17 protein-coding genes are annotated in these 16,814 nt (G+C 63.9%); 5 read left to right on the top strand and 12 right to left on the bottom strand.

Annotation, left to right across the window (positions count from 1 at the left end):
• Positions 1-9: 9 nt before the first annotated feature.
• Positions 10-1,170, bottom strand: coding sequence for a CaiB/BaiF CoA transferase family protein (locus NCT05_RS25655; RefSeq protein ID WP_250503490.1), 1,161 nt, complete (start codon positions 1,168-1,170; stop codon positions 10-12).
• Between the two features lie 124 nt (positions 1,171-1,294).
• Here NCT05_RS25655 and NCT05_RS25650 point away from each other — a divergent pair, with 124 nt between their 5' ends.
• Both NCT05_RS25650 and NCT05_RS25645 read left to right on the top strand, forming a co-directional pair.
• Positions 1,295-2,548, top strand: coding sequence for an aconitase X (locus NCT05_RS25650; RefSeq protein ID WP_250503489.1), 1,254 nt, complete (start codon positions 1,295-1,297; stop codon positions 2,546-2,548).
• Positions 2,535-2,975: an aconitase X swivel domain-containing protein gene (locus NCT05_RS25645; RefSeq protein ID WP_250503487.1), complete on the top strand. Its 441-nt coding sequence runs from the start codon at positions 2,535-2,537 to the stop codon at positions 2,973-2,975. Before NCT05_RS25650 ends, NCT05_RS25645 begins: the two co-directional genes overlap by 14 nt.
• Here the strand turns inward: NCT05_RS25645 and NCT05_RS25640 are convergent.
• The 10 genes from NCT05_RS25640 to NCT05_RS25595 form a co-directional block, all read right to left on the bottom strand.
• A complete protein-coding gene (locus NCT05_RS25640; RefSeq protein ID WP_250503483.1) occupies positions 2,956-3,657 on the bottom strand; it encodes a GntR family transcriptional regulator in 702 nt (233 codons plus the stop codon). The two genes, NCT05_RS25645 and NCT05_RS25640, sit on opposite strands and share 20 nt — an antisense overlap.
• 46 nt (positions 3,658-3,703) lie before the next feature.
• The gene (locus NCT05_RS25635) at positions 3,704-4,939 is read right to left on the bottom strand and encodes a metal-dependent hydrolase family protein (protein WP_250503481.1); all 1,236 of its coding nucleotides are present in this window, start codon (positions 4,937-4,939) and stop codon (positions 3,704-3,706) included.
• A gap of 12 nt (positions 4,940-4,951) precedes the next feature.
• Positions 4,952-5,950 carry a 4-hydroxyproline epimerase gene (locus NCT05_RS25630; RefSeq protein WP_008347309.1) on the bottom strand — a complete coding sequence of 333 codons (999 nt, stop codon included), beginning with the start codon at positions 5,948-5,950 and terminating at the stop codon, positions 4,952-4,954.
• Complete coding sequence (locus tag NCT05_RS25625) at positions 5,947-6,849, bottom strand: dihydrodipicolinate synthase family protein (RefSeq protein WP_008347307.1); 903 nt, start codon at positions 6,847-6,849, stop codon at positions 5,947-5,949. Before NCT05_RS25625 ends, NCT05_RS25630 begins: the two co-directional genes overlap by 4 nt.
• A gap of 15 nt (positions 6,850-6,864) precedes the next feature.
• Complete coding sequence (locus NCT05_RS25620) at positions 6,865-8,091, bottom strand: NAD(P)/FAD-dependent oxidoreductase (protein ID WP_175982044.1); 1,227 nt, start codon at positions 8,089-8,091, stop codon at positions 6,865-6,867.
• A 4-nt stretch (positions 8,092-8,095) separates the two neighbouring features.
• The gene (locus tag NCT05_RS25615; protein WP_250441160.1) at positions 8,096-9,175 is read right to left on the bottom strand and encodes a proline racemase family protein; all 1,080 of its coding nucleotides are present in this window, start codon (positions 9,173-9,175) and stop codon (positions 8,096-8,098) included.
• Between the two features lie 2 nt (positions 9,176-9,177).
• On the bottom strand, positions 9,178-10,488 hold the full coding sequence (locus NCT05_RS25610) for an MFS transporter (RefSeq protein ID WP_008347300.1): 1,311 nt from the start codon (positions 10,486-10,488) through the stop codon (positions 9,178-9,180).
• Between the two features lie 129 nt (positions 10,489-10,617).
• Positions 10,618-11,253: a M12 family metallopeptidase gene (locus tag NCT05_RS25605; RefSeq protein ID WP_250503476.1), complete on the bottom strand. Its 636-nt coding sequence runs from the start codon at positions 11,251-11,253 to the stop codon at positions 10,618-10,620.
• 200 nt (positions 11,254-11,453) lie between these two features.
• Positions 11,454-12,830: a sensor histidine kinase gene (locus NCT05_RS25600; RefSeq protein ID WP_250503475.1), complete on the bottom strand. Its 1,377-nt coding sequence runs from the start codon at positions 12,828-12,830 to the stop codon at positions 11,454-11,456.
• Entirely contained in the window at positions 12,820-13,497 is a 678-nt protein-coding gene (locus NCT05_RS25595; RefSeq protein WP_008347294.1) for a response regulator transcription factor, read from the bottom strand. Before NCT05_RS25595 ends, NCT05_RS25600 begins: the two co-directional genes overlap by 11 nt.
• A gap of 167 nt (positions 13,498-13,664) precedes the next feature.
• On the opposite strand from NCT05_RS25595, the gene NCT05_RS25590 reads away from it, so the two are divergent.
• The 3 genes from NCT05_RS25590 to NCT05_RS25580 are packed head-to-tail and all read left to right on the top strand — an operon-like array spanning position 13,665 to position 16,364.
• A complete protein-coding gene (locus tag NCT05_RS25590) occupies positions 13,665-14,681 on the top strand; it encodes an ABC transporter substrate-binding protein (protein WP_008347292.1) in 1,017 nt (338 codons plus the stop codon).
• Between the two features lie 10 nt (positions 14,682-14,691).
• Positions 14,692-15,480, top strand: coding sequence for an ABC transporter ATP-binding protein (locus tag NCT05_RS25585; protein ID WP_008347290.1), 789 nt, complete (start codon positions 14,692-14,694; stop codon positions 15,478-15,480).
• A 23-nt stretch (positions 15,481-15,503) separates the two neighbouring features.
• Positions 15,504-16,364, top strand: a complete 861-nt coding sequence (locus NCT05_RS25580) for an ABC transporter permease (protein WP_008347288.1) — start codon at positions 15,504-15,506, stop codon at positions 16,362-16,364.
• 66 nt (positions 16,365-16,430) lie between these two features.
• Here the strand turns inward: NCT05_RS25580 and NCT05_RS25575 are convergent, their stop codons facing one another.
• Entirely contained in the window at positions 16,431-16,754 is a 324-nt protein-coding gene (locus NCT05_RS25575; protein ID WP_250503473.1) for an outer membrane protein assembly factor BamE, read from the bottom strand.
• Between the last annotated feature and the right edge of the window lie 60 nt (positions 16,755-16,814).

Raw genomic sequence — 16,814 nt, 5'->3', positions numbered from 1 at the left:
TCCCGCCGATCAATCTTCCGCGTTGAATCCCAATCCGCTCGCGCGCAAACGCGTCAGTTCCGCGTCGTTCAACCCCCAATCCCGAAGTGCATCGCGCCCGCCTTCGCCGCGTTGCGGCGCGGGGCGCGAGATCGCGGATGGCGTCGCGGAAAAGCGCGGCGCGGGCGCGGGCTGTACGACGCCATCGAACTCGACGAAGCTTCCGCGCGCCCGATGATGCGCGTGCGCCGGCGCTTCCGAGAAGCCGAGCACGGGCGCGACGCACGCATCGCTGCCATCGAACACGCGGCACCATTCGTCGCGCGTGCGCTCGGCAAAAGCCGCCGTGAACCGCGCCTTCAGCACGGGCCATCCGGCGCGATCGTGCTGCGCTGGCAAACCCGCATCGGCGAGCCCGAGCTTCTGCAGCAGTTCCGCATAGAAGCGCGCCTCCACTGCACCGACCGACATGTAATGCCCGTCGCGGGTGCGATAGCTGTCGTACCACGGCGTGCCGCCATCGAGCAGATTGCTTTCGCGCGTCTCGCGCCAGTTGCCCGATGCGATCAAGCCCCAGACGGTCGTGCCGAGTTGCGCGGCGCCTTCGATCATCGCGGCATCGACGACCTGACCCGCGCCGCCGCGCTGCACGTTGAGAAGCGCCGCCACGACGCCGAGCGCGAGCAGCATGCCGCCGCCGCCATAATCGCCGACGAGGTTGAGCGGCGGCACCGGCGCTTCGCCCGCGCGGCCGATTCCCGACAGCACGCCCGACAACGCGACGTAGTTCAGATCGTGCCCGGCGCTTTGCGCGAGCGGCCCCGTCTGTCCCCAACCGGTCATGCGTCCGTAGACGAGCTTCGAATTGCGCGCGAGCGCGGCGTCCGGGCCGAGGCCGAGACGCTCCATCGTGCCCGGACGGAATCCTTCGATGACGACATCCGCCTTCGACATCAGTTCGAGCGCGGCCTCGGCCGATTCGCGCTTTTTCAGATCGAGCGTGACCGAGCGCCGGCCGCGCCCTGTCAGATTCTTGTGCTTGCCGCTGACCTTCGGACCGAGATCGCCGGGCGCGACGGCCCGATCGATACGCAGCACGTCCGCGCCCATATCGGCGAGCAACATGCAGCCGAACGGCGCAGGACCGATCGCCTCGAATTCCAGAACCTTTATCCCGCTCAATACGCCCATGACTGCCCGCCTCCGCGTTTAGAAGTTTTGCAATCTTGCCAGTAGGCCAGACGCGCGAACGCGCCGCGCCACCCGCTTCGGGTAGACTGCGCTGACATCCCTCCGCGCTGCGTCAGCGAATCCGATGCTCACACTTTCCCCACGCGACACCGCCATGCTCAACGGCGATTTCGGCGATGGCCTCGCGCTCGCGATGCGTATCGTCGCGGCGACGGCGCGCGTCATGGATGCCGATGCGCTCATCGATATCTCGGGCGCGCATATCGACGGCTGTCTGTATCACGGCGCGGCGAGTCTCGATTTCGTCGAGCGCTTCGTCGCGAGCGGCGCGAAGGTCGCCGTGCCGACCACGCTCAATGTCGGCTCGCTCGATCTCATTCACCCGGAACTCTTTCGCGGCGACGCCGGTATCGCGAGCGCTGGCAAGCGGCTCATGCAGGCGCATCTAGAACTCGGATGCGAAGCCAGCTTCACCTGCGCGCCGTATCAATTGAAGCATCGTCCGAAGCTGGGCGATCAGATCGCGTGGGCCGAATCGAATGCGATCGTTTTCGCGAACTCCGTGCTCGGCGCGCGCACGAGCCGTTACGGCGATTTCCTCGATCTCGCCGCCGCCATCACCGCGCGCGTGCCGGATGCGGGCCTGCATGTGACGGCGAATCGCGCGGCGCGCATCGTGATCGCCGCGCCCGATCTGCGCGCGTCGCCGCATCGCGATGCCGATTTCGCCGCGCTCGGCTTTCTGCTCGGCGGCATTGCCGGCGCGACGGTCGCCGCGATCACCGGCCTGCCCGGCGACACCACCGAAGACGAACTCAAAGCGCTCGGCGCGGCGGCGGCATCGAGCGGATCGGTGGGGCTGTTCCATGCGGTCGGCATCACGCCGGAAGCCGCGACGCTCGATGCCGCGCTTCAGGGCCGCGCGCCCGAACGCACGATTGCCGTCAGCGCAGCCGATCTTCACGACGTGCGCGCGGGTTGGTCGCACGCGAAACCCGGCGATGCGCTCGCCGCGGTGAGCCTCGGCACGCCGCACTTTTCCGTCGATGAATTTCGCACGCTTGCCGCGCTCATGGGGCGTCACGACGGCGCGCCGCGCTGCGATATCTACGTGAACACGAGCCGCTTCGTGCTGTGGCAACTCGAGGAAGAAGGCATTGCGCAGAAGCTCGCGGCACGCGGCGTGCAGATCGTCGTCGATACCTGCACGTACATCACGCCGGTGATGAAGCAGGTGAGCGGCCTCGTGATGACCAACTCGGGCAAATGGGCGCATTACGCGCCGGCGAATATCGGCGTGACGGTCGCGTTCGGGAGCATGAGCGAATGCGTGCGATCGGCGTTCGAAGGAAAGGTGTGCATCGATGAACACGTTTGAGGCCGTCACGCTCGTTCCGGGCCACGCGCGCGCGTCGGGAATCGCGTTGCCGCCGCTCAGCTTCTGGGGCGGTTACGACGCTGAGCGCGGCCTGATCGTCGATGCGACGCATCCCGGTCACGGCCAAAGTCTCGCGTCGCGCATTCTCGTGATGCCGCGTGCGCGCGGATCGAGTTCGAGCAGCAGCGTGCTCGCCGAAGCGTTGCGCAACGGCACCGGGCCCGCGGGCATCGTGCTCGCGGAGCGCGATCTGATTCTGTCGATCGGCGCGATCGTCGCGAACGAACTCTATGCGTCGAACGTGCCCGTCGTGATGGTCGATGAAACCGCGTTCGCGCACATCGCCGCCGCCGGCGATGCTCACATCGAAGTCGATGCGCGCGATGCGGCGAGCGTGCGGCTCGTCCTCAACCCTGACGCGACATGATCGTCTCCACGACCGAGATGATCTGCTGCGCCGCCGTCTTGACGTGCTGTTCCAGCAGCTTCGCGCCGAGCTTCGCATCGCGCTTCTTGCATGCGTCTATCAGGTTCATGTGTTCTTCGTGCGACTGCTCGCGGATCGGCACCTGCACCACCTGAAAGCGGAAATAGCGGTCGCTGCGATCGTGCAGCACGCGCAGCATCTGCAATGTGATGTCGCGCCGCGCCGGCAGATAAAGCGTCTCGTGCAGACGCCAGTTCAACTGGCCCCAGACGCCCGAATCGGCGGTATCCATTTCGGCGACGAGCTTTTCGGCTTTCGCGATCTCGGCATCGGTGATATGCGGGATCGCCTGCGAAAACAGCCACGGCTCCAGCCGAATGCGGATTTCGAACGTCTCCTGCACTTCTTCGATCGACAGCTCCGCGACATACGCGCCCTTGTGCGGCACCTTCGTCAGCAACCCTTCTCCGGTAAGCCGCGTGATCGCTTCGCGGATCGGCACGCGGCTCACGCCGAGTTCATCGGCGAGCGCTTCCTGGCGCAGCACTTCGCCCGGCGCGAGATCGCCCGACAGAATGCGTTGCCGGATCGCGGTCGTGACGAGTTCGACCGTCGTCGTGCGCACGATCCTGTGCGTGAAGTCGCTCTCTTTTCGAAGGGATTTGGCGGCGACCGGAGACATGTTTTATCGGCTTAGGCGTGAAGGTGCGGCATCGTAACACGCGTGTTCACAGCAACTTCTCGCGTACCCACGCACCGTTTTTCATCACGCCCGCGATGCGCTCGCCCTGCCCTGTCAGCACGCGAATATCCTTCAGCGGATCGCCATCGACGACGAGCAAATCCGCGTACGCGCCCGCCGCGACGACGCCGAGCTTGCCCTTCATGTTGACGATCTCCGCGCCGATGGCCGTCGCCTGACGAATCGCCTCGAAGGCGCCGACGATATTCGCGCGTATCGACAACTCATCGCTTTGATACTGATGCATGTCGCCGAGCAGATCGCTCCCGAGGCCGATCTTCACGCCGCGTTCGTGCAGCATCGCGAGCGCTTCGAGACCGCGCTTGCGCACCGATTCATTCTTGTCGAGCGTGTCTTGCGCGAGGCCCATTTGCGCGCCGACCTTTGACATCGCGTCATAGGTGACGAGCGTCGGCACCGCGTAGGCGCCGTGTTCGGCCATCACGCGCGCGGCATCTTCATCGATCAGATTGCCGTGCTCGATCGTGCGCACGCCGAGCTTCACGACACGCGCAATCGCCTTCGCGGTGTACGCATGCGCCATCACATACGTCTGATGCGATTCCGCTTCTTCGACGGCGGCCTTCACTTCGTCGACGGAGAATTGCAGATTGCCGATGGGATCGGTCGGCGAAGCCACGCCGCCCGACGCCATGATCTTGATGTGATTCGCACCCGCGCGCATCTCCTCGCGCACGGCCTTGCGCATTTCGTCGACGCCGTCGACCACGCGCCCGATCGCGCCCATGTTGCGATTGCAGCCGCACGGGTCCGGATCGGCGTTGTCGAAGCGCTCGCGAAAATCGCCGTGGCCGCCCGTCTGCGAAAGCGCCTTGCCCGCGACGAACAAGCGCGGCCCCGCGATTACGCCGTCTTCGATCGCGCGCGACAGCGCATAGTCCGCCCCGCCCGCATCGCGCACGGTCGTGAAGCCGCGATCGAGCATGCCCGCGAGGATCGGCACGGCGCGCAGCACGGCGAACGTGTTCGGCAGACGGCTGTTGTTGCCGAGATGCGCGGCCGATGCAATGACATGCACATGGCAATCGATCATGCCGGGCATCACCGTCTTGCCGCCGACATCGATCACTTGCGCGCCGCTCGCCTCGACCGGTTCGCGCGTGACTTCGCGGATCGCATCGCCGTCGATGACGATGGAATAGCGGCCGTCGTCGCGTTCGTGGTCGGCGTCGAGCACGCGGGCGTTCTTCAGAATCAGCATGCGTTTTCTCCGTTATTTCAGCAGGAATCCGTGCGCGAGCGGATCGCGGTCATCGACGAAAATCGTGTTGTGGCCCGTCACGCGCGCCCATCCTTCGATGGCCGGCACGATCGCATCGTATTCGCCGACGCGCGCCGCTTCCATCGGCACGCCTTCGAACAAGGTGCCGATGATGCTTTCATGCACGAAGCGCTCGCCGATCTTCAACTGCCCTTTCGCGACACGCTGCGCCATGCGCGCCGACGTGCCCGTGCCGCACGGCGAGCGGTCGATGGCTTTGTCGCCGTAGAACACCGCGTTGCGCGCGCTCGCGCCTTCCACCGTCGGCTCGCCCGTCCACATGACGTGACTGAGGCCGCGTATCGCATCGTTTTCCGGATGCACGAACGCGTACTTTTCGTTCGCCTTCTGACGCAGGATCGGACTCAGACGCTGAATGTCCGATGGCTTCAGCGCGTGCAGCCCTTCGTAGTCGCGCTGCGGCTCGACGATCGCGTAGAAGTTGCCGCCATACGCGACATCGAAACGAATCTCGCCCAGGCCCTCGACGTCGACGGACAAGTCTTGCGAATGCAGAAACGAAGGCACGTTGACGAGCTGCACCGAATCGACATGCTCGCCGTTCATCCTGTAACGCGCGATCACGAGACCGGCGGGCGTGTCGAGCCGCAGCACGCCCGGCTCGCGCGGCCGCACGAGTCCGTTTTCGATGGCCGTCGTCACCGTGCCGATGGTGCCGTGCCCGCACATCGGCAGGCATCCGCTCACTTCGATGAAGAGAATCGCGAGATCGCAGTCGGCGCGCGTCGGCGGATAGAGAATGCTGCCGGACATCACTTCGTGGCCGCGCGGCTCGAACATGAGCGCGGTGCGTATCCAGTCGAACTCGCGCAGGAAGTGCGCGCGCCGTTCGATCATGTTCGCGCCTTCGAGCGGCGGCGCGCCGCCCGCGACGACGCGCACCGGATTGCCGCATGTGTGTCCGTCGATGCAGAAGAACGTCGATTTCATTGCGCGAGCGCCCGCACGTTGGCGATCGCCTTCTCGACGATCTCGATGGTCCGTTGCCGTTCCGCGCCTTCGAGCAAGAGGCGCGGCGCTTTCACGTACTCCGGATAACCCGCCGTGATGTTCTCCGCGAGCTTGATGTACTGCACGAGCTTGACGTGCGTGTCGAGATGGAACAAGTCGATCAACGCGCGATAGAGCGCGCGCGCCTTGTCGTATTCGCCGTTGACCGCGTAATTCAGCAGATCGACGGATTCCTTCGGCATCGCGTTGGCCATGCCGGAAACCCAGCCCTTCACGCCGAGCGCGACGGATTCCACGATCAGATCGTCGACGCCGCAGAACACGACGAAGCGGTCGCCGAAGCGCGCGTAGAGATCGGTGACGCGCGTCGTGTCGTAGGTCTCTTCCTTGATCGCGACGACGTTGGGTTCATCCGCGAGTTGCGCGAGCAAGTCCGGCCGCATGTCGACGCCATAGCCGCGCGGATTGTTGTAGATCATGAGCCCGAGCTTCGTCGAGCGCGCAATCGACCGATAGTATTCGACGGTCTCGCGATCGTCCGATCGATACGTGAGGCCCGGAAACACCATCAGCCCTTGCACGCCGATGGCTTCCGCGTCTTTCGCGAACTGCATCGCGTTGGCCGTGTTCAGTTCCGCCAGTCCCGAGATCACAGGCACGCGCCCGTTCACGGTTTCGACCGCGATCTTCAGCACCGTGCGCTTTTCCTCGGGCGTGAGCTGCGCGTTCTCGCCGACCATGCCCATCATCACGACGCCGCCGACACCGTTGTCGATCAGACGGTTCAGGCCGTTCACGATAGCGTCACGATCGAGCGAGCCGTCCTGCTTGAGCTTCGTCGTCACGGCGGGGAATACGCCTTTCCAGTTCACTTGCATGTTTGCTCCTCCAATTTAGAAACGTGCGATCGAGTAAGGCGTGAGCGGCACGCGCGGCGTGCGTCCCGCGAGTACATCGGCGACGAGCGCGGCGGTCGTCGCCGATTGCGTGAGGCCGAGATGACCGTGCCCGAATGCATGGACGACCGATGGCATGCGCGGCGATGCGCCGATCACCGGCAGCGAGTCGGGCGTCGCGGGGCGATGGCCCATCCATTTCACGGCGTCCGTATCGTCGATGCCTTCGATGAAGCGCTTGCCCAGTTCGAGCAACGCGTCGCTGCGACGATAGTTCGGCGGCGCGTCGATGCCCGCGAACTCCGCCGCGCCGCCGATGCGCAAGCCAATATCGAGCGGCGTCGCCACGAACTTGCGCTCCGCGAAGATCACTTCGCGCGTCAGTGCGACGCCGTGCTTTGGCAGCGTCGCGTTGTAGCCGCGTTCGCTTTCGAGCAACACGCTATCGCCGATCGACCTCGCGAGCGCCGCCGACCATGCGCCCGCCGCGATCACGATGCGTCGTCCGTTGACGCGCGTGCCGTCGTCTAGCACGACGGATTCCGGCGCGTCGATGGCGCGCGCGATGCCCGTCACGAAGCGCGCGCCGAGCGCACGCACGCGCTCGCGCAATAGCGTGACGATGCGGCGCGGATCGCCGATATGCGACCAGTCGTCGAGGAACACGCCATGCCTGAAGACCGGCGCGAGCGACGGCTCGCATTCGCGCACTTGCTGCGCGCTCAACGCGTGCCAGCGCGCGCCGAGTTCGCGCTTGAAGGACCATTCGGGCTGATCGGCGGCGAAGGCTGCATCGGTTTCATAGACCGTGAGCGCGCCCCGCCGATACAGCATCGCGCTTGCGCCGATATCGTCGAACATCGGCAGGATGTCGTCGTAGACGCGGTTGTTGAGCAGCGAAAGCGCATGCGAGATCGCCCGAAAGCGCGCCGGCTCGCTCGCGCGGCGAAACGCCATGAACCACGGCAGCGCCTTCGGCACATGCTTCCAGTCGAGCGCGAGCGGCCCGAGCGGGTCCATCAGCCATTTCGCGGCCTTCGTGAACATGCCGTGCACGGCGATCGGCGTGCTCTCCGTCACCGCGATGCCGCCCGCATTGCCGTGCGATGCGCGATCGCCTTCGAAATCGCGATCGACGAGCGTCACGCGCGCGCCCTCGCGCAACGCGGCCCACGCGCACGCGAGTCCTACGATGCCCGCGCCGATCACGATGACGTCCGTCATGTCTTCACTCGCCACGTTGCGAACTCACGCGCGATTTGATGAGCTTGTCGTCGACGGCTTCGCACCATGTGTCGGCGAGCGTGAAGCCGGTCTGGAAGCGATCGGTCGGATCGACGCCGACCTGCGAGATCGCCGTGATCCACGCCTGTCCCGCGACGACGGGCACGACGGCGGGAACATCGCCCAGACGCGTCGTGGACTCGATGCGGCTTTCGAACACCGATCCGATAATCGACTCGTGCAGAAACGTCTCGCCGACATCGATCAGCCCTTTCGCGTGCATGACCGCGAGCCGCGCGGACGTGCCCGTGCCGCACGGCGAACGATCGCAGCGTCCCGGCGACACGATCACCGTGTTGCGCGATTTCAGCACGCCGTTCTCGCGCGAAATCGGGCCGACGAACTCGGTCATCGTGATGCCCTTGATGAGCGGATTGAGCGGATGCGGCGAAGGCAACTGCGCCGCCGCCGCGGCCTTGATGACTTGCCCCAGCTCGCACAGTTCGCGCGCTTCATCGGGCGTGATGCGAAAGCCGAGTTTCTCCGCATCGACGATCACATACGTCATGCCGCCATAGCCGACATCGACGGTCAAACTGCCGATGCCTTCGACCTCGATCGTCTTGTCGAGATGATTCGCGAACGCGGGCTGGTTCGTGAACTCGACCTTCGTGACCTTGCCGTTCGCGCACGAGCAGCGCAGATGGATGAGGCCCGCGGGCGCTTCGAGCACGAGTTCGGTGACGGGCTCGGTCATCGCCAAGATGCCGGTTTCGAGCAGCACGGTCGCGACGCACATCGTGTTCGAGCCGGACATCGCCGGATATTCGGTCGATTCCGCGATCACGTAGCCCATCTGCGCGCGCGGATCGGTCGCGGGCAAGATGAAGTTGACGGTCTGATTCGCCGAGCCGCGCGGCTCGAATATGCAGATGCGCCGCAAGTCGTCGCGCGCTTCTTCGAGGTGCATCATCTTGTCGAACATCGTGGCGCCGGGCACGTCGAAGACGCCGCCGGTCACGACATTGCCGACTTCACCTTCGGCGTGGCAGTTCACTACGGTGAGCGTGCGATTCCAGCGCATGTTTATTGCAGCGGCGCGTGCGCCGTCTCCTTGATGGTGGCGACCGTGATCGTCGAAAGCAACGCCGCGAGCATCACGAAATACGCGGGCGAAAGCGGCGAGCCGGTTGCCTTGATGAGCGCGATGGAGATCATCGGCGCGAAACCGCCGAACACCGCGTTGGCGATGCCGTAGCCGATCGACATCCACGTCGTGCGGATTTTCGTCGGGAAAAGTTCGGAGAGCACGGCCGGCCCCACACCCGAAAATATGCCGATGACGACGCCGCCCAGCACCTGCACCGCGCCGACGATCGCCGCCGACTTGTACGTGAGCATCAAGTGAAAGATCGGATACGGCAGCACGAGAAACGCGATGCAGCCGATCGCATAGATCGGCTTGCGGCCGAAGCGATCCGACGCCGCGCCCCAGAACGGAATCGACGCGGTCATCGCGATGAGGCCCGCCGTGTTGAGCCACAGCGCCGTCGACGGATGCATGCCGACGTATTTCGTCGTGAACGACGGCAGATAGTTGAGCAGCACGTAGAGCGAGACCGTCCACACGATCACGAGCCCGCACGCCTGCAGACCGAGCAGCGCGGGCGCGCGGCCTTTAGTCTTCGGCGCTTCGTCGCTTGCGCTTTGGTAGGCGGGCGTCTCCTCGCTGCGCTTTCTGATGATCCAGCCGATCGGCCCGATCACGATCGCACCGATGATGAACGGCACGCGCCAGCCCCAATCGAGCATCGCTTGAGGCGAGAGCAGCGTCGTCATGAGCGCGGCCGCGCCCGAGCCGAGCAGCATGCCGCCGAGGGTGCTGCATTGCTGGAAGCTGCCGTAGAAGCCGCGCTTGTTCGGCGGCGCCCATTCGACGAGAAACGCGACCGCGTTGCCCAGCTCGCCGCCGACGGAAATGCCTTGCAGCATGCGCGCCGCGACGAGCAGGATCGGCGCCCATATGCCGATGGCCGCATACGACGGCAGCAGCGCCATGAAGAGCGTCGCGGCGGCCATGAGCGGCATGACGAAGGTGAGCGTCCACTTGCGGCCTTTCTTGTCGCCGAGCCAGCCGAAGATGATCGCGCCGAGCGGACGCGCCGCGAAGCCCAGGCCGAATGCGCCGAATGTGCCGAGCATGGCGGCGAAGTCGTCGCCGGTGGGGAACATCACTTTGGCGATGACGGTCGCGAGGAACGCGTACGTGCCGAAATCGAACCATTCGAGGATATTGCCGACGACGGCGGCGGTGACTGCACGGCTGGTTTTCGATGAGACCCGCGGGCTGTCGCTCGCGGCATAGGGGTTCGCAACGGCATTGGCTCGGTCGGTCATGGGGGCTCCGTCGGCAGCGTTGGGTGCGGCGTGGGGGTGATTGTGCGCCCATGTCAAAATTGAATCAAGGATTTTGGATCCAAAATCAAAGCCCGCAAACCGCCGGATTTTCTGACGACCCGTCGGCTTTCAGCGCGCCGTCTGCGCCGCGACGGTCTGCGTGACGGCCGGCGCCCCATAAAACATCTGCGCCATCGCGATATCCGTCGCGCTCAACTGTCCGTTACCGTTCCATTGCGGATTGCAGTAATTCATGATCGACGCCAGATCCCACGCGCCGATCATCGTGTCGCCGTAAGTGCCTTGCGCGGGCTCCTTGCATGTCGTCGATGGCGTGTCCGGCCGATTCTGCTCATGCGCGAATCCCAGCGCATGACCGAACTCGTGCGCGGCGATGGCGCGAACACAATACTCCTCGCGTCCGATGCAACTCGTACTCCAGTTTCTGAACGTGAAGTTGAAGACCATGCCGCCGGCGACATTGTTGATCTGCGTTCCCAGACCTTGCGTATGCGGTCCCGTCTTGGCGCTGTCCTCGACCGATATCCGAATGCCGTAATAGTTCGGCGCGTTGGTGCATTGCTGCCATCCCGCGAATACGACGCCCGAATGCGCCTCCCAGCTTTGATGAACCGCGAGCTGACTCCAACTGCGTTGATTGGCGTACATGGCGAAATCGGCGTTGCTCAGATCCCAGCACACGTTGATCGGAAACTGCTTCCAGATGACCGTCGATAATGCGAAACCCTTGTTCGTCCCATTCATCTGGGAATCTTTCGCGGATGAATTCACGGCATCCGATGCGCCGTCGCCTCCGCCGCATGCGCCAAGCAGCATTGCTAACAATAATGCGAATAGGCACGCGCCGATTCGTCTCATCTTCTTCTCCGCTGCGATAGTTTCGCTGCAAACGAGAAGTATATTTTCAAAGCAGCGGTGAAATTCGTTTGGTCATTCCATAGCATTTACGAAAGATGCGCGAAGCGCACCGTCACGACCACCCCACGATCCGGATGCTCGCGCTGCGCCAGCACGATCTGCCCGCGATGCGCCTGCACGATCTCCTTCGCAATCGCGAGTCCGAGGCCGGTTCCTTCCGTATCCGCCGATGCGCGATAAAACGGCTCGAACACGCGACTGCGCGCTTCGGCGGGAATACCGGGGCCATCGTCGATGACGGTGAGCGTCACGCGTTGCGCATCGCGCATGACGGCAACGGTCACGTGCCCGCCCGGCTGCGTATAGCGAATCGCATTCTCGACGACGTTGTACACGAGCGCCGACAACAATCCTTCATGGCCGATGATCCACGCCAATTCAACCAGCTCCGCGCCGAGATCGATCTCGCGCTTCTGCGCGAACATCGCCAGATCCTCGATCACGTCCTGCGCGATGGCGGCAAGATCCACCTTCTGCCGCGCGAGTTGCGCGTAGTCCGCGGCTTCGGCCTGCGCGAGCAGCAACAGCTTGTTGGTGAGACCGACCATCGAACGATTGCTTCGCTGCATCGCCGCGAGCGTTTCATTCAGCGACGGCTCCATCGCGCGATGCTGCCGCGCGAACTGCAATTGCGTCTCCAGCAGCGTGAGCGGCGTGCGCAACTGATGCGCCGCATCCGCGATGAAACGCCGCTGCGCCGCGACCTGAAGCCCGAGCCGCGCGATGCACTGATTGATCGCATCGACGATCGGCCGCAACTCCGTATGCAAGCGCTCCACGCGCAGCGGCTCGAGCTGCATCGGATCGCGGTCCATCACTTCTTTCTTCACCTTCAGAAGCGGCCGCAGCTCGAACGTCAGTCCGATGCAGGCGAGCGCCACGGCCAGCAACACCATCTCGATCTGCCGCACGAGCTGCGGACGCCATAGCTCGCGCACCATCGCATCGCGCGAAGCCTGCGTCTTGCCGACCGAAACGAGCACGCGGCGAATCGCGCCGTTGTCGTACATCTGGCGCACGAAGCCGACGGCGCGTATCGGCTTGCCGTGGAGATCGGCGTCGTAGTAATCGGGCGCGTCGTGGCCGGCGGCGTCGCGCGTCGGGAAATCGGGCACGCCAGCGAGCAGACGGCCATCGTCGACGCTCACGTTGTAGAACACCTGATCGCCCTGCGGCGACGCGAACACTTCGAGCGCGGCCGGCGGAATATCGACGAGCAAGCGTCCGTCCGACCATTCGACCTCGCCCGCGATCATCCGCGCCGATGCAAGCAGCGTGTTCTCCTGCACGAGATCGGCGGTGTGGCGCGCGTTGTCGTAGGCGGCTTTGCCTGTCACGAACACGTAGATCGCGAGCGGCACGAGCAGCCACCATAGAAGACGGACGCGCAGGCTATTGGTCATCGTCCTTTTTGCGCAGCAGATAGCCGAGACCACGCAGCGTGACGATCGCCGCCGAACTGCCATCGAGCTTCTTGCGCAGCCGCGACACGTAGATTTCGAGCGCGTCTTCGCTCGGGCTGTCTTCGTGCGTGAAGATCGTATCGAGCAGCGACGCCTTCGACACCGTCTTGCCGAGACGCAGGATCAGCGCTTCGAGCACGCTGCGTTCGCGCGGCGTCACGTTGAGCGGCGCGCCTTTGAGCGTGAACTGGCGCGTGTCGATATCGAACACGAGATCGCCGCACGACACCTCGTTCGCCGTCGATGAACTGCGCCGCCGGATCATCACCTTCACGCGCGCGACGAGCTCTCGCACTTCGAAAGGCTTCACCAGGTAATCGTCCGCGCCCGCGCCGAGCAACTCCACCTTCTCGTCGATGGAACCGCTCGCCGTGAGGATCATCACCGGCGTTGCGTCGCCGCGTTGACGCATGCGGCGCAGCACGTTCTTGCCGGAAAGACGCGGAAGGTTCAGGTCGAGCAGCACGACGTCGTAAAGATTTGCGCGCAGGAGCTGATCGGCGGATTCGCCATCCTGCACGGTTTCGAGCGTGAACGACTCCTGTTCCAGCATCTTCGCGAGCCAGAGCGAAAGCGTCGGATTGTCTTCGATCAACAGCAGTTTCATGGTGGCGCGATTGTATTGGCTTCGACGAACGATGAAGCATCGGGTTAACACCCATGATTTCGCATCGGCGCAGAAAGCTGGCAGAAGGTTTCGCGTTCCTATAATCGCCGCACAACTGAAAAAGCGGGCCATTCCCAACTTCACGGCCCACATTAAGGAGACTCCTGATGCGTACTCTGCGCCAGATCGCTGCTGTGTCCGGTATCGCTTTCGCCCTCGCCGCCGCTTCCGTATCCGCTCACGCCGAAAAGATTTCGATCATGGTCGGCGGCGCAACCAAGATCATCTATCTGCCCGCGAAGCTCACCGAGCAACTCGGCTATTTCAAGGACGAAGGGCTCGACGTCGAGATCCTGTCGCAACCCGCGGGCGTCGATGCCGAGAACGAATTGCTGGCCGGCGCGGTGCAAGGCGTCGTCGGCTTCTACGATCACACCATCGATCTGCAAAGCAAGGGCAAGGAAGTCCAGGCGCTCGTGATCTTCGGTCAGGTGCCGGGCGAAGTCGAATTGGTCTCGACGAAGCAGGCCGACAAGATCAAGAGCATGGCCGACGTGAAAGGCAAGACGCTCGGCGTGACCGGCCTCGGCTCGTCGACGAGCTTTCTGACGCAATATCTCGCGCAGCGCGCGGGCGTCACGTCGAAGGAATACACGCTGCTGCCGGTGGGCGCGGACGCGAGCTTCATCGCAGCGATCAAGCAGGAGCGCATCGATGCGGGCATGACGACCGAGCCGACCGTCTCGCAGTTGCTCAAGACCGGCGAGGCGAAGGTGCTCGTCGACATGCGCACGCTCGAAGGCACGCGCGCCGCGCTCGGCGGCACGTATCCGGCGTCGAGCTTCTACGTGCAGCGCGCGTGGGCCGAGGCGCACAAGCCCGAAGCCGCGAAGCTCGCGCGCGCGTTTGCGAAGACGCTGAATTTCATCGCGACGCATAGCGCCGAAGAAATCACCGAGAAGATGCCGAAGGACTATTACGCGAAGAACAAGGACCTGTACGTGGGCGCGCTGAAAGCCTCGCTGCCGATGTTCACGAAGGACGGCAAGATGCCCGCCGACGGTCCCGAAACCGTTCTGAAGGTGCTCGCCGCGTTCAATCCGTCGGTGAAGGGCAAGCATATCGATCTCGCGCGCACGTATTCGAACGAGTACGTGTCGGGCACGGCGACCGCGTCGAAGTGAGGCTTTCACGATGAATCAATCGAATCAACCCGCGATCGAACTGCGCCACGTATCGTGCCGCTTCATCTCGCCGGACGGCAAGGCGACGGTCGCGCTGCGCGATTTCAGCATGTCGGTCGCGAAAGGCGAATTCGTCGCGATCGTCGGGCCGACCGGCTGCGGCAAATCCACGACGCTCAGCATGATTACCGGTCTGCTCAAGCCGACGACGGGCGAAGTGCGCGTGATGGGCCAGCCGGTCGATGGAATCGATCCCCGCATCGGCTTCGTCTTTCAGGCCGATGCCGTGTTTCCTTGGCGCTCGGTGCTCGACAACGTCGCAGCCGGCCCGCTGTATCGCGGCCGCTCGAAGTCCGCCGCTTACGACGAAGCGCAGTCGTGGCTGCGCCGCGTCGGTCTCGACAAGTTCGGCAAGCACTATCCGCATCAGTTGTCGGGCGGCATGCGAAAGCGCGTCGCGCTCGCGCAGACGTTCATCAACAAGCCCGAAATCCTGTTGATGGACGAGCCGTTCTCCGCGCTCGACATGCAGACGCGCACGCTGATGCAGGACGAATTGCTGCAGCTCTGGTCGGCGAATGCGGGCTCGGTCGTGTTCGTCACGCACGATCTCGAAGAAGCGATCGCGCTCGCGGACCGCGTGTTCGTGCTGACGGCGCGCCCCGCGACGCTCAAGAAGGTCTACGAGATCGACCTGCCGCGTCCGCGCATCACGTCGGAGATTCGCTATCACCCGCGCTTCATCGAAATTTCGCGCGATATCTGGCACGACCTGCGCGAAGAAGTGCAGATCGGTTGAACCCGCCTCAAAGGAACATCACTATGTCCACGCCTCAACAAACGATGCCCTCGGGCATCGATCCCGGCACGCTCGCGCAAGTCGAACGCGAAGCGCAAAAGCGCATCAGGCAGCGCAATGCGCTCGTCATCGGGCTGCGTATCGCGGTGCTCGTGTTCGTGCTCGGCGGCTGGGAACTCTCGGCGCGCCTGCACTGGATCGATCCGTTCTTCTTCTCGATGCCGTCCGCGATCTTCGATCAGATCGTCGAATGGTTCGTCGACGGCACGTCGCAAGGACCGCTGCTCACGCAAGTCTGGGTGACGCTCGAAGAGACGATTCTCGGCTTTCTGATCGGTTCGGCCGGCGGCATTTTCTGCGGCATCGTGTTGGGCCGCAACAAGCTGCTGTCGGATGTGTTCAGCATCTACATCAAGATCGCCAATTCGATTCCACGCGTCGTGCTCGGCTCGGTGTTCGTGATAGCGCTGGGTCTCGGCATGGCGTCGAAGGTCGCGCTCGCCGTCGTGATGGTGTTTTTCGTCGTGTTCGCGAACGCGTTCCAGGGCGTGCGCGAAGCCGACCGTTACATGATCGCGAACGCGCAGATTCTCGGCGCATCGCGACGCCAGGTGACGACCTCGGTCGTGATTCCGTCGGCGCTTTCGTGGATTCTCGCGAGCCTGCACGTCAGCTTCGGCTTCGCGCTGGTCGGCGCGGTCGTCGGCGAGTTTCTCGGATCGAAGCAGGGCATCGGCTTGCTGATCTCGACCGCGCAGGGCGCGTTCAACGCGAGCGGCGTGTTCGCGGCGATGATCGTGCTCGCGGTCGTCGCGCTCGCGGCGGATTATCTGCTGACGGCGGTCGAGCAGCGTCTGTTGAAGTGGCGGCCGACGGCGAACTGACGCGTCGAATTTCAGGCTCATAAAACGACAAACCCCACGGCGCGTGGGGTTTGTCTTTTCTGGCGTTCAGCGCAGGCCGACTTCCTTCGCCCGCTTGACGGTGCAGCCCGCGTGCTCCGTATAGACCACGCGATTCTGATTGTTGTAATACACGGACCAGCGGTCGGTGCCGTGCTTCTTGAACGCGTATTCGGTGCACAGCGAATGCCACGGTCCCCAGTTTCCGTCAGGCGGGCCGAGGCTGTCCTCGACTTCCGCGCGCGTCATGCCGACCTTCACGCGGCTCATGTATTCCTGCGGATCGGGATCCTTGACGAAGGCCGAACATCCGTTCAGACCGATCAGCACCAGGGCCATGGCCACCGCGCCATACGCTTTCGATTCGAGCATCGTTTCAGCCTCGCAAAAGGTCTGAAACTAACGTCTACGGATGCGCGGAACAATCGAACT

Source organism: Caballeronia sp. AZ7_KS35 (assembly GCF_023631045.1).
Classification (GTDB): domain Bacteria; phylum Pseudomonadota; class Gammaproteobacteria; order Burkholderiales; family Burkholderiaceae; genus Caballeronia; species Caballeronia zhejiangensis.
The sequence above is the reverse complement of the archived record's forward strand: the minus strand, read 5'-3'. Positions and strand labels throughout refer to the sequence as shown.

Coding starts and splice junctions, on each gene's coding strand:
- NCT05_RS25655 (WP_250503490.1), bottom strand. CDS start 1,170: ATGGGCGTATTGAGCGGGATAAAGGTTCTGGAATTCGAGGCGATCGGT.
- NCT05_RS25650 (WP_250503489.1), top strand. CDS start 1,295: ATGCTCACACTTTCCCCACGCGACACCGCCATGCTCAACGGCGATTTC.
- NCT05_RS25645 (WP_250503487.1), top strand. CDS start 2,535: ATGAACACGTTTGAGGCCGTCACGCTCGTTCCGGGCCACGCGCGCGCG.
- NCT05_RS25640 (WP_250503483.1), bottom strand. CDS start 3,657: ATGTCTCCGGTCGCCGCCAAATCCCTTCGAAAAGAGAGCGACTTCACG.
- NCT05_RS25635 (WP_250503481.1), bottom strand. CDS start 4,939: ATGCTGATTCTGAAGAACGCCCGCGTGCTCGACGCCGACCACGAACGC.
- NCT05_RS25630 (WP_008347309.1), bottom strand. CDS start 5,950: ATGAAATCGACGTTCTTCTGCATCGACGGACACACATGCGGCAATCCG.
- NCT05_RS25625 (WP_008347307.1), bottom strand. CDS start 6,849: ATGCAAGTGAACTGGAAAGGCGTATTCCCCGCCGTGACGACGAAGCTC.
- NCT05_RS25620 (WP_175982044.1), bottom strand. CDS start 8,091: ATGACGGACGTCATCGTGATCGGCGCGGGCATCGTAGGACTCGCGTGC.
- NCT05_RS25615 (WP_250441160.1), bottom strand. CDS start 9,175: ATGCGCTGGAATCGCACGCTCACCGTAGTGAACTGCCACGCCGAAGGT.
- NCT05_RS25610 (WP_008347300.1), bottom strand. CDS start 10,488: ATGACCGACCGAGCCAATGCCGTTGCGAACCCCTATGCCGCGAGCGAC.
- NCT05_RS25605 (WP_250503476.1), bottom strand. CDS start 11,253: ATGAATGGGACGAACAAGGGTTTCGCATTATCGACGGTCATCTGGAAG.
- NCT05_RS25600 (WP_250503475.1), bottom strand. CDS start 12,830: ATGACCAATAGCCTGCGCGTCCGTCTTCTATGGTGGCTGCTCGTGCCG.
- NCT05_RS25595 (WP_008347294.1), bottom strand. CDS start 13,497: ATGAAACTGCTGTTGATCGAAGACAATCCGACGCTTTCGCTCTGGCTC.
- NCT05_RS25590 (WP_008347292.1), top strand. CDS start 13,665: ATGCGTACTCTGCGCCAGATCGCTGCTGTGTCCGGTATCGCTTTCGCC.
- NCT05_RS25585 (WP_008347290.1), top strand. CDS start 14,692: ATGAATCAATCGAATCAACCCGCGATCGAACTGCGCCACGTATCGTGC.
- NCT05_RS25580 (WP_008347288.1), top strand. CDS start 15,504: ATGTCCACGCCTCAACAAACGATGCCCTCGGGCATCGATCCCGGCACG.
- NCT05_RS25575 (WP_250503473.1), bottom strand. CDS start 16,754: ATGCTCGAATCGAAAGCGTATGGCGCGGTGGCCATGGCCCTGGTGCTG.